This window comes from Cryptosporangium minutisporangium (genome assembly GCF_039536245.1).
Classification (GTDB): Bacteria; Actinomycetota; Actinomycetes; order Mycobacteriales; family Cryptosporangiaceae; genus Cryptosporangium; species Cryptosporangium minutisporangium.
This window is the reverse complement of record NZ_BAAAYN010000030.1, coordinates 91266-108331: the sequence shown is the minus strand read 5'-3', so window position 1 is coordinate 108331 and position 17066 is coordinate 91266. Positions and strand designations below refer to the sequence as shown.

18 protein-coding genes are annotated in these 17066 nt (G+C 72.3%); 3 read left to right on the top strand and 15 right to left on the bottom strand.

All coding sequences use genetic code 11. From position 1 onward, the window contains the following. Positions 1-5: 5 nt before the first annotated feature. The 8 genes from ABEB28_RS23675 to ABEB28_RS23640 all read right to left on the bottom strand — a co-directional run bounded on the left by ABEB28_RS23675 (position 6) and on the right by ABEB28_RS23640 (position 8072). Entirely contained in the window at positions 6-1133 is a 1128-nt protein-coding gene (locus tag ABEB28_RS23675) for a phosphate acyltransferase PlsX (RefSeq protein ID WP_345730375.1), read from the bottom strand. 68 nt (positions 1134-1201) lie between these two features. Continuing rightward, positions 1202-1375, bottom strand: a complete 174-nt coding sequence (gene rpmF / locus ABEB28_RS23670) for a 50S ribosomal protein L32 (RefSeq protein WP_073250615.1) — start codon at positions 1373-1375, stop codon at positions 1202-1204. Positions 1376-1455: 80 nt separating this feature from the next. Then, positions 1456-2070, bottom strand: a complete 615-nt coding sequence (locus tag ABEB28_RS23665; RefSeq protein WP_345730374.1) for a YceD family protein — start codon at positions 2068-2070, stop codon at positions 1456-1458. Positions 2071-2222: 152 nt separating this feature from the next. Further along, entirely contained in the window at positions 2223-2735 is a 513-nt protein-coding gene (locus tag ABEB28_RS23660) for a hypothetical protein (protein WP_345730373.1), read from the bottom strand. 214 nt (positions 2736-2949) lie between these two features. Continuing rightward, positions 2950-3432, bottom strand: a complete 483-nt coding sequence (gene coaD, locus ABEB28_RS23655; RefSeq protein WP_345730372.1) for a pantetheine-phosphate adenylyltransferase — start codon at positions 3430-3432, stop codon at positions 2950-2952. Next, positions 3429-3986, bottom strand: coding sequence for a 16S rRNA (guanine(966)-N(2))-methyltransferase RsmD (gene rsmD, locus ABEB28_RS23650; protein ID WP_345730371.1), 558 nt, complete (start codon positions 3984-3986; stop codon positions 3429-3431). The genes coaD and rsmD overlap by 4 nt, the downstream gene beginning before the upstream one ends. After that, positions 3983-6277: an ATP-dependent DNA helicase RecG gene (recG, locus tag ABEB28_RS23645; protein ID WP_345730370.1), complete on the bottom strand. Its 2295-nt coding sequence runs from the start codon at positions 6275-6277 to the stop codon at positions 3983-3985. The genes rsmD and recG overlap by 4 nt, the downstream gene beginning before the upstream one ends. A 106-nt stretch (positions 6278-6383) precedes the next feature. Further along, positions 6384-8072, bottom strand: coding sequence for a DAK2 domain-containing protein (locus tag ABEB28_RS23640; RefSeq protein WP_345730369.1), 1689 nt, complete (start codon positions 8070-8072; stop codon positions 6384-6386). Between the two features lie 264 nt (positions 8073-8336). Here ABEB28_RS23640 and rpmB point away from each other — a divergent pair, with 264 nt between their 5' ends. Then, complete coding sequence (gene rpmB / locus ABEB28_RS23635; RefSeq protein ID WP_035857150.1) at positions 8337-8528, top strand: 50S ribosomal protein L28; 192 nt, start codon at positions 8337-8339, stop codon at positions 8526-8528. 71 nt (positions 8529-8599) lie between these two features. Here rpmB and ABEB28_RS23630 read toward each other — a convergent pair whose 3' ends face one another. The 3 genes from ABEB28_RS23630 to ABEB28_RS23620 form a co-directional block, all read right to left on the bottom strand. Further along, positions 8600-9142 carry a GNAT family N-acetyltransferase gene (locus ABEB28_RS23630; RefSeq protein ID WP_345730368.1) on the bottom strand — a complete coding sequence of 181 codons (543 nt, stop codon included), beginning with the start codon at positions 9140-9142 and terminating at the stop codon, positions 8600-8602. Positions 9143-9187: 45 nt separating this feature from the next. Continuing rightward, a complete protein-coding gene (locus ABEB28_RS23625) occupies positions 9188-10546 on the bottom strand; it encodes a serine/threonine-protein kinase (RefSeq protein WP_345730367.1) in 1359 nt (452 codons plus the stop codon). A 211-nt stretch (positions 10547-10757) separates the two neighbouring features. Next, entirely contained in the window at positions 10758-11696 is a 939-nt protein-coding gene (locus tag ABEB28_RS23620) for a thiamine-phosphate kinase (protein WP_345730366.1), read from the bottom strand. A gap of 198 nt (positions 11697-11894) precedes the next feature. On the opposite strand from ABEB28_RS23620, the gene ABEB28_RS23615 reads away from it, so the two are divergent. Together ABEB28_RS23615 and ABEB28_RS23610 are read left to right on the top strand one after the other, a co-directional pair. Beyond that, positions 11895-12128 carry an Lrp/AsnC family transcriptional regulator gene (locus ABEB28_RS23615; protein WP_345730365.1) on the top strand — a complete coding sequence of 78 codons (234 nt, stop codon included), beginning with the start codon at positions 11895-11897 and terminating at the stop codon, positions 12126-12128. A 2-nt stretch (positions 12129-12130) separates the two neighbouring features. After that, complete coding sequence (locus tag ABEB28_RS23610; RefSeq protein ID WP_345730364.1) at positions 12131-12691, top strand: DUF3515 family protein; 561 nt, start codon at positions 12131-12133, stop codon at positions 12689-12691. Between the two features lie 64 nt (positions 12692-12755). On the opposite strand, the gene ABEB28_RS23605 is transcribed toward ABEB28_RS23610, so the two are convergent. From ABEB28_RS23605 to ABEB28_RS23590, 4 genes are all read right to left on the bottom strand, one after another. After that, entirely contained in the window at positions 12756-13865 is a 1110-nt protein-coding gene (locus ABEB28_RS23605; protein ID WP_345730363.1) for a D-alanine--D-alanine ligase family protein, read from the bottom strand. Between the two features lie 131 nt (positions 13866-13996). Next, positions 13997-15127: a cystathionine gamma-lyase gene (locus ABEB28_RS23600; protein WP_345730362.1), complete on the bottom strand. Its 1131-nt coding sequence runs from the start codon at positions 15125-15127 to the stop codon at positions 13997-13999. After that, positions 15124-16143 (bottom strand): NAD(P)H-dependent glycerol-3-phosphate dehydrogenase, encoded by a 1020-nt coding sequence (locus tag ABEB28_RS23595; protein ID WP_345730361.1) that lies wholly within the window; start codon positions 16141-16143, stop codon positions 15124-15126. The genes ABEB28_RS23600 and ABEB28_RS23595 overlap by 4 nt, the downstream gene beginning before the upstream one ends. After that, the gene (locus ABEB28_RS23590; RefSeq protein ID WP_345730360.1) at positions 16140-16856 is read right to left on the bottom strand and encodes a lysophospholipid acyltransferase family protein; all 717 of its coding nucleotides are present in this window, start codon (positions 16854-16856) and stop codon (positions 16140-16142) included. Before ABEB28_RS23590 ends, ABEB28_RS23595 begins: the two co-directional genes overlap by 4 nt. Between the last annotated feature and the right edge of the window lie 210 nt (positions 16857-17066).

Sequence of the window (17066 nt, the reverse complement as noted above, 5' to 3'; positions counted from 1 at the left end):
TTCTCTCAGGTCGCCGCCGGTGCGGCGGTCATTCGTGCCTGCGGGCGGTTCTGCTGCCGGGCGGCCGACCGGTGCTGCTCGTCCGGATCGGCTTCCGGCGGTGGTGCGATCTCGGACGCCTGCGCGGAGTGGTCGAGCACCGCGCGGAGGTGGAGCAGATAGTTGTCGCGGACGGCGGCCGCGGCCAGCGCGACGCAGTCGGCGACGTCCGCGGAGCCAGCCGCTCCGTGGCCGATGACGACGGTCCCTGCGACGCCGAGCAGCGTCGCGGCCCGGCGCGAGCCGCCACCCAGGACGCCCGACGCGGAGCTCGCGAAGTTCCTCGCAGCCCCGTGCGGACAGGAACTGTTGGAGCAGACACCGTTCGGACCGGCGCCGTTGGTCGCGGCGTCGTTCGTCGCAGCCAGCGCCAACGAGCCCTCCAGGGTCTTCAGCACGACGTTGCCGGTGAATCCGTCGGTGACGACGACGTCGGCACGTCCGCCGAGCGGGATGTCGTAGCCCTCGACGAGGCCGACGTAGTGCAGGCCACTGCCGGTCAGGCCGCGATCGGCCTTCTTCCGGAGCGAGTCGCCCTTGCCCGGCTCGGTGCCGACCGACAGCAGACCCACCCGCGGCCAGTCGAGACCGAGCGCCGTCCGGGCGAACGCGGAGCCGAGGCGTCCGTGCCGGACCAGATCGGCGTCGGAAGCTCCGGCGTGTGCACCGACGTCCAGAAGCACCACGGGATGAGCGACCGCGGGCAGTACCGCCGCCAGCACGGGACGGCGGTACCCCGGAAGCTTGCCCAGCTCGGTGACGGCAGCGGCGACGGCGGCGCCGGTCGGACCGATGCTCACCACCGCGTCCGCGGCACCGTTGCGGACCGCCTCGACGGCGAGCCGCACCGAGGTCCGACGGTTGCGGACCGCCCGCACCGGGGCGTCCGCCATACCGACTCCCTCGTCGGTGGGGAGCAGCGTCACCCGGTCGGCGACCGAAGCCCACCGCGGCCGCAGGCCGGACGGGCCGGCCACGACCAGGTGGAGCTGAGGGTCCTCCGCGAGGGCGGCGAGCGCTCCTTCGACGACGACGTCCGGCGCGCGATCGCCGCCGAGCAGGTCGAGAGCGACCCGAACCGGACGTGTGGCCATCACCGCAGCGTCAGTGGACGCCGTGGCGAGGTCACACGCCGGATCACCGGGTCGGGATCTCCTCCGGCTCAGACCGCGACAACCTGACGGCCGTTATAGGTGCCGCAGTTGGAGCACGCCGTGTGCGGCAGCTTCGGCGACCGGCAACGGTCACACGGCTGGGTGTTCACCACGGTGGTCTTCCACTGGGCGCGGCGCGAGCGGGTGTTGCTGCGCGACATCTTCCGCTTCGGTACGGCCACGGCTCTAGCTCCTGATTTCTCTGGTCGCCGGCCCCGGGGGGCCTTCGGTCACGAGGCCCCGAGGTGGGGCCGACGTTCGTTCAGTTCGGCTGGCTACCGCGGTGGGCGCCGAAGGCGTCCGTCGACTCCGACGCCGGCTCTTGCAGCGACTGCAGCGCGGCCCACCGGGGGTCGGTTACGTCGTGCGAGTGCTCCGGCGGCAGATCGTCCCAGTGCACCCCGCAGTCGGGGCACATCCCGGGACAGTCGTCGCGGCACAGCGGGTTGGTCGGCAGCGCGAGCACCACCGCATCCCGCAGCGCCGGCTCCAGGTCGAGGAAGTCTCCCTGCAACCGGCTGACCTCGTCCTCGTCGGTGGTGTCGTCCGTCTCGCTGTCCGGGTAGGCGTACAGCTCCTGGATGTCCACGACGAGGGTGTCCTGGAACGACTCCAGGCAGCGACCGCACTCACCCTCGAGCGGCACGGTGACGGTGGAGGAGGCGAGTACGCCTTCCAACACCGACTCGAGCCGTACGTCGAGGTCGAGCGTGGTCCCTGCCGGGACCCGGACCAGGTCCAGCGCGAGGCCCTCCGGCACGGGGACGGGGCGGCGTAGGCGCTTCATCGACCCTGGACGGCGGCCGACCTCGCGTGCATCGAACACGAGGGGCTTCCGGGGGTCGAGGCGCTCCTGCGTCTTCCTGTTCTCGGGCATGATGATCTCTCGGCGCTGGTGAGGCCGTCGGGGAACTCTACCTGAGTCCGACGCCCCCAGTCGATTCGGCCTCTCATGAGGTCCGACGTACAAGCGTACTGCGAACAAATCCAAGCGCCGAAGGCGCTGATGCTCTGACGTGGAACCCGCCCTCAGAAGGGGAGGGGGCGTTCTTCTTGGGCGGGGTCGAAGCCTTGGGCGGCGTCGTAGCCGCCGATCTCGGAGAGCGCCCGCATCTTGTCGCGGCCTCGCTCGACCGTGGCCAGCGTCCGGTTCAGCATCTGCTCGAAGTTGGCGAGCGTCGTGTCGACGTACTCCTCGACCTCGTCGCGCAGCCGCTGGGCCTCTGCCCGCGCCTCACCCACGATCCGGGCGGCCTCGTGCTCGGCCGAGACCGTCACCTCGGCGACCGACACGAGCCGGGAGTGCTCCACCTCACCCTCGCCGATGATCCGGTCGGCCTCGCGCTGCCCGGCGGCGATCACCTTGTCGCGCTCGTCGAGCAGCGCTTGGGCGCGTCGGATCTCGGTCGGGAGGTCGGCCCGCAACTCGTCGAGCATCGCGAGCAACTCGTTGCGGTTCACGATCGCGTTCGACGACATCGGCATCGAACGCGCCGACTCCACGAACGCGCTGATCTCGTCGATTCGGTCGAGAGGATCCACAGCACTGCTCCGGTTCGATAGCTCCGACGGTCAGATCTGCTGCCCGGCAACAGAACCCTTACAGCCTCCGGCCCTCTCCGAGATCGAGTGACCCCGGTAGTCGCCGGTCGAGAAGAGTTCTTGCCCCGCGGGAGACCAGGCACACGTCATCTGCCCGCGGCGTCATCCTGCCGCCTCCGGGTGCCTCCGGCGACCTCGACGGGCATTGCAGGACTTACGTCTGAGTGGAGAGCCGCTCGACCAGCCGACGCCGTACCGCCTCCGGCACGTGCGCGGACACGTCGCCACCGTACTTGGCGACCTCTTTGATCAGGCTGGAGGAGAGGAACGAGAACAGCGGGTTGGTGGCCATGAACAGCGTCTCGACGCCGGCCAGGCCGTGGTTCATCTGGGCCTGCTGGAGTTCGTAGTCGAAGTCGCTGACCGCGCGGAGCCCTTTCACGACGACCGGGATGTCGTTCGCCTTGCAGTAGTCGACGAGCAGCCCCGTGAACGTGTCCACCCGGACGTTCCCGTACGAGGCGGTGACCTCGGTCAGCAGCTCGATGCGCTCTTCCACCGTGAACAGACCGGCTTTGCGGGGATTGATCAGGACTGCCGCCACGACCTCGTCGTACAGGCGGCTCGCCCGTCCGATGATGTCGAGGTGACCGTTGGTCACAGGGTCGAAAGATCCGGGACACACCGCGCGTCTCACGAACGGCGACCGTACCAAAGGGTTCCTTCGCCGTATCGCCGCTCACGTACCGCGACCAGTGGCTTCGGCCACACCCAGGGCTGGTCCCGGGTGCGGCGTTCCACGATCACCAGGGCGTCTGAACCGAGCCAACCAGAGGATTCGAGGTCGGTGAGTACGGCCGCCAGTGCCGCTGCGGCCAGCTCGTACGGCGGATCGGCGAAAACCAGGTCGTACCGGCGTGAAGCGGGCGACGCGGCGAACCGCTCGACCGGTCCGGACCAGATCTCGGCGCCCGGCAGCTTCAGCGCGCCGACGTTCGCGCGCAGCGTCCGGACCGCGCGGGGGTCGGACTCGACGAGCAGGGCGTGGGCGGCCCCGCGGGACAGCGCTTCGAACCCGACCGCACCCGATCCGGCGTACAGGTCCAGCACGGCCGCGCCGTCGAGGTCGAGCGTCGCCTGCACCGCGCTGAACATCGCCTCCCGCGCCCGGTCGGACGTCGGGCGGGTGCCGCGGCCCGGCGGCACGTCGATCCGCCTGCCACCGGCGGCGCCGGCCACGATCCGGGTCACGTCTTCTCCAGGTAGTCGGCCGCGTCGGCGTCGACCAGCGCGTCGACGGCGGCGGCCAGCCCCGGGTACGCCCGTAGCTCCGGGTCCTCCGCGACCAGCGTCATCGCCTCGGTGCGGGCGTCGCGGATCAGCTCTTCGTCGTGCAGCAGCGAGAGCAGCTTGAGCCGGGAACGCCGCCCCGACTGGGCGACGCCGAGCACGTCACCCTCCCGACGCTGTTCGAGGTCGAGCTGCGCCAGCTCGAAGCCGTCCGTGGTGCTGGCCACCGCGTCGAGGCGTTCCCTGGCCTTCGTCCCCGCCGGAGCGTCGGTGACCAGGAGGCACAACCCGGCCGCGCTCCCCCGCCCGACCCGGCCGCGCAGCTGGTGGAGCTGGCTCACGCCGAAGCGGTCGGCGTCCATGATCACCATGACCGTGGAGTTCGGCACGTCGACGCCGACCTCGATCACGGTCGTGGCCACCAGGACGTCGAGGCGGCGCGCGGCGAAGTCGGCCATCACCGCGTCCTTCTCGTCCGGGGGCAGTTTGCCGTGCAGTACGCCGATCCGGAGCTCGGCGAGCGGCCCTTCAGCGAGCCTCGGCGCGACGTCGAGCACCGCCAGCGGCGGACGCTTCGCCGACGCGTCGTCCTCGGGCGGCGGCTCGACCTCGGGGTCGTCGGCCCCTCCAGCCCTACGCCCCCCACCCGCCCGCTCTTGATCGGAAGCTGCGCTTCCGGGCTCCTCTTCCGCGTCACCGGCGAGCGCCTCACCGATCCGCGGGCAGACCACGTAGGCCTGGTGACCCGCGGCCACCTCCTCGGCGACCCGCTGCCAGGCGCGCGCCAGCCAGGCCGGCTTCTCGGCGACCGGCACCACCGACGTGGCGATCGGCGACCGGCCACTGGGCAGCTGGGTCAGCGCCGACGTCTCCAGATCGCCGAACACGGTCATCGCGACCGTCCGCGGGATCGGCGTGGCGGTCATCACCAGCACGTGCGGCGGCGTCTCGCCCGCCTTCGCCCGTAGCGCGTCGCGCTGTTCGACGCCGAAGCGGTGCTGCTCGTCGATGACGACCAGGCCCAGGTCCGCGAACTCGACGCCCTCCGAGAGCAGCGCGTGGGTGCCGACGACGATGCCCGCGGTGCCGTCGGCGGCCTCGGCCAGCGCCGCTCGGCGGGCCGCTGCCGGGAGCGAGCCGGTGAGCAGCGCGACCCGGGTGGCGGTCTCGGCCGCGTCCAGCTCGCCTGCCCTCGCCATCGGCCCGAGCATCGCGCGGATCGACCGGGCGTGCTGCGCGGCGAGCACCTCGGTGGGGGCCAGCAGGGCGGCCTGCCCTCCGGCGTCGACGACCTGCAGCATCGCCCGCACGGCGACGACCGTCTTGCCGGAACCGACCTCGCCCTGGAGCAGCCGGTGCATCGGGTGCGCGGCCGCCAGGTCGTCGGCGATCTCCTGCCCGACCTCGGCCTGCCCCTCGGTCAACGCGAACGGCAGCGCCGCCTCGAACGCCGTCAGCAGACCGCCGGGCCGGGAGGGGCGTGCGGTGGCCGGACGTGCGGCCGCGGCCAGCCGCCGCTTGGCCAGCGTTGCCTGCAGACCGAAGGCCTCGTCCCACTTCAGCCGGTGCCTGGCCTGGTAGAGCTCGGTCTTGGAGGCCGGCTGGTGGATCGCGCGCAGTGCCGTGGAGAGCTCGACCAGATGACGACGGCGCCGGATGCCCTCCGGCATCGGATCATCGACGTCGGCGACGATGTCCAGCGTCGCCCGCACCGCCCGGGCGATCACCCAGGTCGGCACGTTCGCCGCAGCCGGGTAGACCGGGATCAGCGCGTTCGCGAACTCGGCGAGCGCGTTGCTGCCCTCGCCGTCGGCCAGCTCACCGGGTTCGGCCAGCAGCTGGTAGTCGGGCTGGTTGAGCTGGAGCTTGTCGCGGAACTGGCCGACCTTGCCGGAGAACAGCCCCCAGCGGCCGAGCGTCAGCTGCTTCTCTCGCCACGCCTGGTTGAAGAACGTCAGCTGCAGGTTGCGCCGGCCGTCGGTGACCGTCACCTCGAGCATCTTGCTGCGCGGCTTCTGCCGCATCGGGCGCACGCTGATCTTCTCGATCTTCGCCGCGACCGTGACGTGCTCGCCGATCTCCAGCGCACCCAGGTCGGAGACCTCGCCGCGCTCCGCGTACCGCCGGGGGTAGTGGTGCAGCAGGTCGCCGACCGTCTGCAGGTCGAGCTTCTCGGCCAGCGCGTTCGCGGTCTTGGCTCCGACCGCGTCGCGCAACGGCGAAGCGAGGGTGGGGCGCTGCACCGATGTCACCTCTCCGGCTCTGGTCGACCCTGGCGGCTCAACTCCTACCAGGCGCCTGCGACAAGTCCAGCCCGCCCCGGCCGCTCCAGCCGGCCCCGGCAGCGCGGCGCACCGCCTATTCGACGCCGAGCAGGACCACCGCGCGGGGCTGACCGCCGTCGAACAGGTGCACTTCGCAGAACGGCCAGCGGGCTCGGAGATGGGCGCTCAGCGCGTCGCCGAGCGTCGGGGCCGCGTCCGACCCGAGGACGACCGTCACGAGTTCGCCGCCGGCGTTGAGCAGGCGGTCCACGAGGTCCCGGGTGACCCGCTCGGTGTCCGCGCCGATCGCCACTACGTCGCCGTCGACCAGCCCCAGCACGTCACCGGCTCGGCAGGGGCCGACGACCGTCAAGCCCGCCTCCTCGGCGACCGTGACCTCGGCCCACCGGGTCGCCGCTGCGGCCTCCGCCATCGCGACGACGTCGTTCCGGAACGGCCGGGTGCCGTCCGCCACGGCCAGGGCGGCGATGCCCTGCACCGGGGAACGGGTGTGCAGCACCGAGACCGTGCAGTCGGCGTCGGCCGCGGCCGATGCCGCTTCGGCCACCGCGGCGTACGCGCCGTCGTTCGGCAGCAGGACGACCTCGGTGGCACCGCTGCGCTCGATCGCGGCGCGCAGCTCCCCGACCGTCGGAAACGTCCCCGGCGCCACCTCCACCGGTACCGCGCCCTCGGCGGCGAAGAGCTGGGCCAACCCGGCGCCCGGCACCACCGCGACGACGGCTCGCGCGGCGCTCGGGTCTGGGTCTCCACCGGAGCTGTGACCGGAATGGTCGTGTTCGTCCAATCCTCCGGTCACGATCAACGGGGTCACCACGACCTGGTGCGGGCGCCCGGCCACCAAGCCGGCCTCCAGCGCCGGGCCGATGTCGTGCGCGTGCACGTGGACCGTCCAGACCGCGTGTCCACCGTCGTCCGGGTCGGCGCACGCGACCACCACCGAGTCGCCGACCTCGGTCAGCCGGGTCCGCAGCGCAGCGATGCGGTGGTCGTCGCCGGTCGAGCCGTTGAGCGGGACGTCCAGCAGGTACTGGATCTCCCAGCCCTCCTGCGCGCCGAGGGCCGGCTGCTCGTTCACCGGGTCGGCGGGTGGCGCGCCGAGCGCGTCGAGGAGCGGCACGTCGTCCCGCACGACCGCGTCCAAGGCGTCCAGCATCACGACGAGGCCCCGCCCGCCGGCGTCGACCACACCGGGCAGTCCCATCGCGGCGAGCTGGGCAGGCGTGCTCTCCAGGGCGAGCGCAGCCGCGCGCAGCGCGGCGGCACTGACCACCGCGAGGTCGTCGGAATCGGCCGCGGTCGCGCCCCGCGCGGCCGCGTCGGCCACCGAGAGCACGGTGCCCTCCACGGGCTGGGCGACGGCTGCGTACCCGGCGGCGACCGCCGCCCGCAGGGACGCCGCCAGCGCGCGGCCGCGCACCGGCTCGTCGGCGGGCAGCGCGGCGGCCGCACCCGCGAGCAGCTGCGAGACGATCATTCCGGAGTTGCCCCTGGCGCCCAGCAGCGCGCCGCGCGCCATCCGCTTCCAGACGCCGCGAGCCGACTCGCCCCGCGCCGACTCGCCCCGCACCGACTCGCCCTGTCCGTTCGCCGCCACGGCTTCGACCGCCGCCTGCAGGGTGAGGACGAGGTTCGTGCCGGTGTCGGAGTCGGCGACCGGGAAGAAGTTGAGCGCGTCGATCTCCCGCTGCTCACGCCGGAGCGCGGCCAGCGTCGCGGCGCACCACCGCCGGACCGAACCGGCGTCGAGGCGGTCTGGCACGCAACCCCTCCCGGTCCGACCCGTGGCTGCCACGGTCCTGTCTCGCACGTATGGTGGCCCATCCGCCCGAGCCGCCACCCGGCGCCCCGGCCCGAGCTGCCGCCGTCGGTCCGCCCCACCTGGCCGTCGGTTTGGCGCCGGTCAGTGGAGTAGGTAGGCTGTTGCGGTGCCCCGCTCCAGGCGGGCGCGTCCACGTGTTCAGAACGTGGTCAGGGCGGTTCTGATCCCGGCCGCCTGTTGTCCAACCAGTGCAGGAGTGTTTCCGTGGCGAGCGTGTGCGACGTCTGTGGCAAGGGGCCGGGCTTCGGCATGTCGGTCTCGCACTCCCACCGGCGCACCCACCGCCGGTGGAACCCGAACATCCAGACCGTGCGGGTCCCGGCGGGTGGCGGCACGACCGTGCGCAAGCAGGTCTGCACCTCGTGCATCAAGGCCGGCAAGGTCGTCCGGGGCTGAGAGCCCCCGCCTGACCGTTCGACGACGCGTAGTCCGAGTGGGCTACGCGTCGTTCGTGTGTCCGGAGAACGTCACAGCTCCTTCGCGAAGTAGAGCGAACCCTCCTCCTCGACGTAGAGCCCGAACGGTGCGGCCTCGCGGTATCCCGCGGCCGTGTAGAGCGCCACGGCCTCCGGTTGCTGGTCACCGGCCTCCAGGATCAGCCGCGCGTACCCGGCCGCCGCAGCCGTGCGCTCCAGCTCGGCGAGGAGCGTCCGGGCGACGCCGCGACGCCGCGCGGCCGCCGCGACGAACATCCGCTTGATCTCGGCCGCCGACGCGCTCCCGCCCGGCAGCGGGTGCGCCCGCCAGCCCCCGCAGCCGACCGGTGTGTCGCCGATCCAGGCGACGACGAACCAGCCCTGGGGCGGTGCGAACTCCGCCGGGTCGACCGGCGTCTCGTCGTAGCCGCCGTAGCGGACCAGGTACTCCTGCTGGAGTGCCGCGATCAGCGTTCCGGCTTCGGGTGAGTCGAAAGCGGTCGGCCGCAGCTCGACTCCGGTGGCAGCGAGTGAATCCTGCTGAGGCGCCTCGACCTCGGGGTAGGCCGACGGTTGAGAAGGGTTCCCGGTCACGCCCACCACCGTGCCACAGCGCCCGGCCCGCCCCAGCCGGAGCGACTAACTCGCGCGGGACTCCGGGGTGCCCGCTCGGCCGCGCGCCAGCCACAGCGTGGAGCCCAGGCCCGCGCCGCGCCGCCGGCGGTGCGCGCCGGTGGTACGGCGACGACGGGCACGCGCGGGATCGACGGCCTCCCCGACCTCCTCCGCGCCGACGCCGACCGCCCCGGTGACCACGTCATCGTCGGCCACGTCGTCCGGCGACTGGTCATCCGCCGGGTCGTCCAGCACGTCGAAGACGTCGAGCCCCACGTCCAGACCCTCGTCCCGACGCTGTTCGGCCCCGACCGGAACCGGGTCCGCCTCCCGAACCGGGTCCGGCTCCCGAACCAGGTCCGGCTCTCGAACCGGGTCCGGCTCCGGGACGACGTCCGCAGCGGGCGCTTCGCCGAGGGCAGCGGCGACCAACACCTCCGCGGTCGGCAGGTCGGCGCTGTCCCACCGCGCGCCCGGGGTCGCCTGCGCGCCCACCGGCCGTTCGACCACGACCGGCTCCAGCACCGGCATCCCGGCCGGGAACGTCGGACGGGAGAGGTTCGGATCGTGCACCGCGAGCAGCTTGCGGCACTGGAGTGCGGTGGGGCGCGCGGCGGGGTCCAGTGCGGTCATCGCGCGGATCAGGCGACCGAGCGGCGCCGGCGTGTGATCCGGTACGACCGGCTCGCGGTGCAGCCGGGCCATCGCGGCCTCGAGCTGCCCACCGGGGTACTCGCGCTTGCCGGTCAGGCACTCCAGTAGGACCAACCCGAGCGCATACACGTCACAGGGCGGTCCGACCGGACCGCCCTGCACCTGCTCCGGCGCCAGGTAAGGCGCGGTTCCGACGACGACGCCCGAACCGTTGGTCTCCTCGGCGCCGGCGGGATGGGATATGCCGAAGTCCGCCAGGAACACTCCCCCGCCGTTCCCGCAGAGGACGTTCGACGGTTTCACGTCGCGGTGGACGATGCCGCGAGCGTGCACGTGGTGCAGCACGTCGGCGAGGACGGCCCCGATCCGGACGACGTCCTTCGGCGGAAGCGCGCCGGCAGCGATGCAGCGTCCGAGCGTCCGCCCCTCGATCAGCTGCAGCACCAGGTACTCGCGGTCGTCGTGCCACCCCGCGTCGTAGACCGCCACCAGCCCGGGGTGGTTGAGCGCGGCCAGCAGGCGGGCCTCGTCACCGCACCGCCGGTCGGAGTGCGCTCCGGCCCGAACCCGGAACATCTTCACCGCTACCGGCCGATCGAGTCGCAAGTCACGGGCCCGATAGACGTCCGAGGCGCCACCGCCGCCGAGGCGGTTCTCGATCTCGTACCGGCCGTCCAATACGAGCGGAGGAGGAGCGGAGGACCTGGTGTCGGTGTCGATCGCCTGCACAGTCCACCCTGCCCCTCGTTCACACGTCGGCCCGCTGGAGGTAGCGACTCACTGGAGGCGGGTTAGCCTCCGGCCCGAAGGACGAAACGCCGAATTCGACGCACACGGCCGGTGTGCACGCCTGTCTCGGGATGCCCATTCCAGGTCAAATCACCCATCGGCGACGATAGTCGAAGGCTGAGACGAAGCTCACCCAGGGGTGGAGCCGGGCTCAGCGGAAATGGTCGAAGCCCTGGTCAGCGCTGGGCTGCCCGTCGACGTACACACCACGGCCGCGCACCACACGGCCGATCGTCCGCCAGGATTCCGGAAGATCGACGCGTGCCGGGAACGTCGCGATCAATGCGTGATCTTCGCCCCCATCCAGCAGCCACCGGACCGGGTCGATCCCGAGCGCCTGGGCGGCGTCCCGCATCTGCGCCGTGACCTCCAGCACCTCGGTGGTGATCTCGATCGAGACGCCGCTGGCGACCGCGATCGAACGCAGGTCCGCGACCAGCCCGTCGGAGACGTCACACATCGCGGTGGCGCCGAGATCGGCTGCGGCCGGGCCTGCCGCGTACGGCACCGACGGGTACCGATGCGCGTCCACCAGCGCCCGGGGTGTCCGGAAACCGCGGGACAGCACCGCGAGACCCGCCGCCGACCAACCGACCCGGCCGGCGATCGCAACGACGTCACCCGGCTTGGCACCGGCGCGGGTCACCGGCTCCCGGCCACGCATCGAGCCGAGCGCGGTCACCGCGATCGTGATCCCGTGTTCGGAGCGCACCACGTCGCCGCCGACGACACCGGCCCCGATCAGGTCGCACTCCTCGCGCAGCCCGTCGTAGAACCCCTCCGCCCAGCTCACCTCGGTCTCACCTGGCAATGCCAAGGCGACCAGCAGCGCGGTGCCGACGCCGCCCATCGCGGCGACGTCCGCCAGGTTCTGCGCGGCGGCCTTCCGCCCCACGTCGCGCGGGCTCGACCAGTCCAGCCGGAAGTGCCTTCCCTCGACCAGCATGTCGGTGGTGGCCACGACCCGACCACCGCGGACGGCCACGAGCGCGGCGTCGTCGCCGGGCCCCAGCAGGGTCGCGCGACTCTGTGGCAGCCGGGGGAACAGCCGCTCCAGCAGACCGGCTTCCCCGATGTCCGAGACGGTCACGCCGCCCTCTCCTCCCCTGCCCGCGCCCGAAGCTCCCGCGGCCTAGAAACATCGCGCTGCCGCGACCTGGACCACACCGCTGACCCGGTGCCGGACTGGGCCATATTTCCGAACATGGTGGTGCGGTAGCGTGCACCCGTCCTACCATCCGTCGTTCCGGTACGGACGGTGTCGAATGGCGTTACAGGGAGCGTGTCCGTGGTCCAGGCATACATCCTCATCCAGACCGAGGTCGGCAAGGCCCGGGATGTTGCCGCTACGGTCAGCGACCTGCCCGGCGTCGTCCAGGTGGACGCGGTGACCGGCCCGTACGACGTCATCGTGCTGACCCAGGCGGAGAACGTGGACGAGCTCGGCTCGCTGGTCGTCAGCAAGGTGCAGAGCGTCACCGGTATCACCCGCACGCTGACCTGTTCGGTCGTCCACCTCTGACCGTGGCTACGACCGTGACCCCGGCGGCGAGCAGCAAATCCGACCGCTACCGCGCGGCGATGACCGCGACGCTGGTCGCGGTCCCGCTCGCGCTGTTGACCGGCCTGGGCATGTTCTGGTGGTCCGGCGGGTTCGCCGACGATCCGAAACCCGCCGCCACCGGACCGGTCACTGTCGACGTCGCGAAGGCCGACCCGAGCACCGAGACCGTCTGCCGCGCGCTGCTGGCCAAGCTGCCCACCACGCTGAGCGAGCACGCTAGCCGCCCGGTGGAGCCGGCTTCGGCCTCCGAACGGACCGCAGCCTGGGGGGATCCGGCGATCGTGCTCCGGTGCGGCATCGGTCCGCCGACGACCACCGCCGGCAGCACCGGTCAGCTGATCGTGATCGACGGGGTGGACTGGTTGGTCACCGAGGGTGAGAAGCAGACGTTCCTGCGGACGGTCGGCTTGAGCGTCGCGGTGGACCTGCGCCTCCCGGCCCCGTACAACGTGGGACGCCCCGGATCGCTGCTGCGCCCGCTGGCCGAGCCGATCCTGGAGGCGGTACCGCCCGCCCGCTGAGCCCGGTGCGTCCGTACCGCGCGACGGAAGCGGACGCACCGACGCGACCGGAACCGGACGCGGTTCAGCGCAGGCCGGAGCCACGTGCGACCGCGGTGCGCACCAGGCGTCCGACCAGCTCGTCGAAGGGCAGCCCGGTCTCCGCCCACATCCGGGGGAACATCGAGATCGGGGTGAAGCCCGGCATCGTGTTGATCTCGTTGACAACCAACCCGCCATCCGGCGTCACGAAGAAGTCGACCCGCGCCAGCCCCGCGCAGTCCAGCGCCTGGAACGCCCGGCAGGCGGCGTCCCGCAGGTTCGCGGTCACCTCGTCGGACAGCTTCGCCGGGACGTCGAACTCGCAGGCGTCGTCGAGGTACTTGGCCTCGAAGTCGTACCAGTCGTGGTCCGGGCTGACCAGGCGGATCTCGGCCGGGACGCTGGCCTCCGGCGGACCACCGTGCTCGCCCTCCAGCACACCGCACTCCACCTCACGGCCCACCACCGCGGCCTCGACCAGCACCTTGGGGTCGACGGCACGGGCGGCCGCGATCGCCTCGTCGAGCTGCGCCCAGTCGGTGACGCGGGTGATCCCGATGCTCGACCCGGCACGGGCCGGCTTGACGAACACCGGCAGGCCGAGCCGGCTCCGCTGCGCCTCGGTGAGCGTGCCGCCGTTACGCAGCACCACGTAGTCGCCGACCGCGAGACCCTCGGCCGCGAGCAGCTTCTTCGTGTACTCCTTGTCCATCGCCGCGGCGGACGCGAACACACCCGACCCGACGTACGGCAGGCCGGCCATCTCCAGCAGGCCCTGGATCGTGCCGTCCTCGCCGTAGGGACCGTGCAGCACCGGGAACACCACGTCGACGCCGGACAGTGCCCCGACGCCGACCGCCGGATCGGTGACCACCAGCCCGCCACGGGTCGGGTCGCCGGGCAGCATCACCTCCGCACCGTCCTTGACGGTGGGCAGTTCCCTGCCGACCGCCCGCAGTGCGGCTGGGTCGTCGGGTGCCAGCACCCAACGTCCTTCCGGGGTGATGCCGACCGGGATCACGTCGAACGCCTCCCGGTCGAGGCCGGCCAGCACCGCACCCCCGCTGACGCAGGAGATGGCGTGCTCGGTGCTGCGCCCGCCGAACACGACGGCGACGCGCAGCTTCTTTGATCCGGGGGTGGGATCGGTCATCACCCGGCAGACCCTACCTCCGGCGCCACGCCCACCGCCCACCCGCCCTGAAGCGGATTTCGCCGATATTCGCCCACCGGTTCGCACCCCCCGACCTGCTGTACCACCGGCAACCGGACAACTCCGGCGCGTTATCCGGACGCAGCGTCCAGGGCCGCCGTCAGGTCGGCGATCAGGTCCGCGGTGTCCTCGATTCCACATGAGATCCGGATGAACCCGTCCGGAACCACGTCGCCGCCCCACTGTGCCCGGCGGTCGATGCCGGTGCGGACGTCGCCGAAGCTGGTCACCGCGGACGCCAGCCCGGACGCCGCCAGCATCCGCTCGACGAACGCCGCGTCCGGCAGCACCGCCGAGAGCACACCGCCGTACCGGCGCATCTGCCGCGCCGCGACCGCGTGCGCGGGGTCGCCGGGCCGGCCCGGATAGCGCACTTCGCGCACCTCCGGGCGGGCGCTCAACAGCTCCGCGACGGCCAGCGCGTTGGCGGCCTGCCGCGCGAGCCGGACGTCGAGCGTCGCCAGCGAGCGCAGCGCGAGCCAGGCCTCGAACGGACCGGGGATCGCGCCGGTCCAGGTCCGCCACTGCCGCGCCTTCGCCGCGAGCTGCTCGTCCCGCGTGCTCACGTGGCCCAGCAGCAGGTCGCCGTGGCCGGCCAGTGCCTTGGTGTCGCTGGCCACCACCAGGTCGGCACCCAGGTCGAGCGGACGCTGGCCGAGCGGCGTCGCTGTGGTGTTGTCGACCGCCACGAGCGCACCGGCCGCATGGGCCGCCGCGCAGACCGCAGGGAGGTCGCAGACGTCCATCCCGGGGTTGCTCGGCGTCTCCAGCAGTACCAGCGCGGCGCCCTCGACCGGATACGGCCCGAGCGTCGGAGCCTCCCGGACCGTCACACCGAACGCGGCCAGCCGGTCGGCGGCGAGCGGCCGGGTCGCGTAGTACCCGTCGGACGGGATCACGACCGTGTCGCCGGCCTTCAGCAGTCCGAACAGGACGGCCGAGATCGCCGCCATCCCAGAGGCGAACGTCGTGGTGCGGACCGGATCGCCGGAGCCGGCCTCCAGCGCGGAGAGAGCCCGCTCCAAGTCGCGGTAGGTCGGGTTGTCCGGGCGGCCGTAGCCGTCGAGCGCGGGACCACCGGGAGCCGGCGCCAGATGGAAGACCGACGAGAGCACCGGCCCGGGACGAGCGGGTTCGCCGAGCGCGGCCGGCCGCTCCCCCGCGTGCGAAGCGAGTGTTCCGTCGCCGGGAACGACGGTCACGAGCGACGCTCCGGCTTCGGCTCCCGGCGCATCAGGTACTTCATCGCGACCGACGGCGCGATGCCCTCGTGGCACACCTGCACGACCTGCTCGGTGATCGGCATCTCCACCCCGACCCCGGCGGCCAGCTCGGAGATCGAGAGGCAGGACTTGACGCCCTCGGCGGTCTGCCTGCTGTGCGCGTACACCTGCTCGAGCGTCTCGCCGCGCCCGAGCCGCTCGCCGAACGTCCGGTTCCGGGACAGCGGCGACGTGCACGTCGCCACCAGGTCGCCCAGCCCCGCCAGCCCGGCGAACGTCATCGGGTCGGCCCCGAGCGCCACCCCGAGCCGCGCGGTCTCCGCGAGCCCGCGGGTGATCAGCGACGCCTTCGTGTTGTCGCCGAACCCCATGCCCTCGGCCATCCCGCAGGCGAGCGCGATGACGTTCTTCACCGCGCCGCCGAGCTCGCAGCCGACGACGTCGGTGTTCGTGTACGGGCGCAGGTACCACGTCGTGGACGCCCGCTGGAGCAACTCGGCCCGGGCCGGGTCGGTGCAGGCCACCACCGTCGCGGCGGGCTGCTCGGACGCGATCTCCTTGGCCAGGTTCGGGCCGGACACCACCGCGACCCGGCTGGCCGGTACCCCGGTGACCTCGATGATCACCTCGGTCATCCGCTTGTGCGTGCCGAGCTCGACGCCCTTGGCGAGGCTGACGAGTGTGGTGTCGTCGCCGAGCGCGTCGACCCAGTGCTCCAGGTTCGCCCGCATCGTCTGCGACGGCACCGCCAGCACGACCAGGTCGGCGCCGGAGAGCGCCTCCTTGTGGTCGGCGGTCGCTTTGAGCCGGTCCGGCAGCCGGACGCCGGGCAGGTAGTCGCCGTTCTCCCGGTGCTCGTTCAGCGCGACGGCCAGCTCCGGCCGGCGCGCCCAGATCGTCACTTCGCACCCGGCGTCGGCCAGCACCTTGCCGTACGCGGTGCCCCATGAACCGGCGCCCAGAACGGCGGCGCGCACCGTGTCCGCGCCGCTCACTGCGCCAGCCCTCGCGGCGACTCCTCGAGGGTGAACAGCGGGCCGGTCGGCGCCGGCTCACCACGCAGTTCGGCGAGGTCGTCCCGCAGCCGCCGCATGATCACGTCGGTGATCTCCTTGAGCACTGGTCCGGTCGGCGATGCGCCGACGTACGCGGACAGGTCGACCGGTGGCCCGGCCGACACGGTCACCGGCGTGCGCGGACGCAGTCTGACCTTGCTGGTGCGGTGGTCGTGGATCTGCTGCGCACCCCACTGCACGATCGGAATCACCGGCGCACCGGTGTCCAGGAACAGGCGGGCGGCGCCGGTCTTGCCCTGCATCGGCCACAGGTCGGGATCGCGGGTGATGGTGCCCTCCGGGTAAATCAACGGTGCTTCGCCGGCACGGATCCGTACCGCCGCGGTGTGTAGAGCGTCCCCGGCGTTACGGGTCGACCGGTGGACCGGGATCTGGCCGGACGACCGCAGCACGGTGCCGACCAACGGCACCCTGAACAGTCCCGACTTGATCAGAAACCGCATCTCGCGCGGTCGGTCGTAGAGGAAGTGGGCGATGACGAGCGGGTCGGCCCAGGAGGTGTGGTTCGCGACGAAGATCGCCGGGCCGGTCGACGGCACGTTGTCGTGCCCCAGCCACGTCCGGCGGGTGAAAACGGTGAGAAGCGGACGCACGATGAACTCCGCGAACCGCAGCCAGAATCCCCGGCGCACCGCAGTGCCGCCTCCTCGTCCGCGGGACCGAACGTCGCCGGCCTTCGAGCCACTCGCTTGCAGGAAACCTCACCCTACGCCGTACACCAGCGGGCCGGAGCCAGGCAGCGAAGACAGTGTTTCTCCGGCCCTACACCCCCCGCCCGCCCACCCTGAAGACGAAAGACCCTCGCCGCCACCCTGGAGACGGATAACCCGCGCAGTGTGAGG

Coding starts and splice junctions, on each gene's coding strand:
- ABEB28_RS23675 (WP_345730375.1), bottom strand. CDS start 1,133: ATGGCCACACGTCCGGTTCGGGTCGCTCTCGACCTGCTCGGCGGCGAT.
- ABEB28_RS23665 (WP_345730374.1), bottom strand. CDS start 2,070: ATGCCCGAGAACAGGAAGACGCAGGAGCGCCTCGACCCCCGGAAGCCC.
- ABEB28_RS23605 (WP_345730363.1), bottom strand. CDS start 13,865: ATGACCGATCCCACCCCCGGATCAAAGAAGCTGCGCGTCGCCGTCGTG.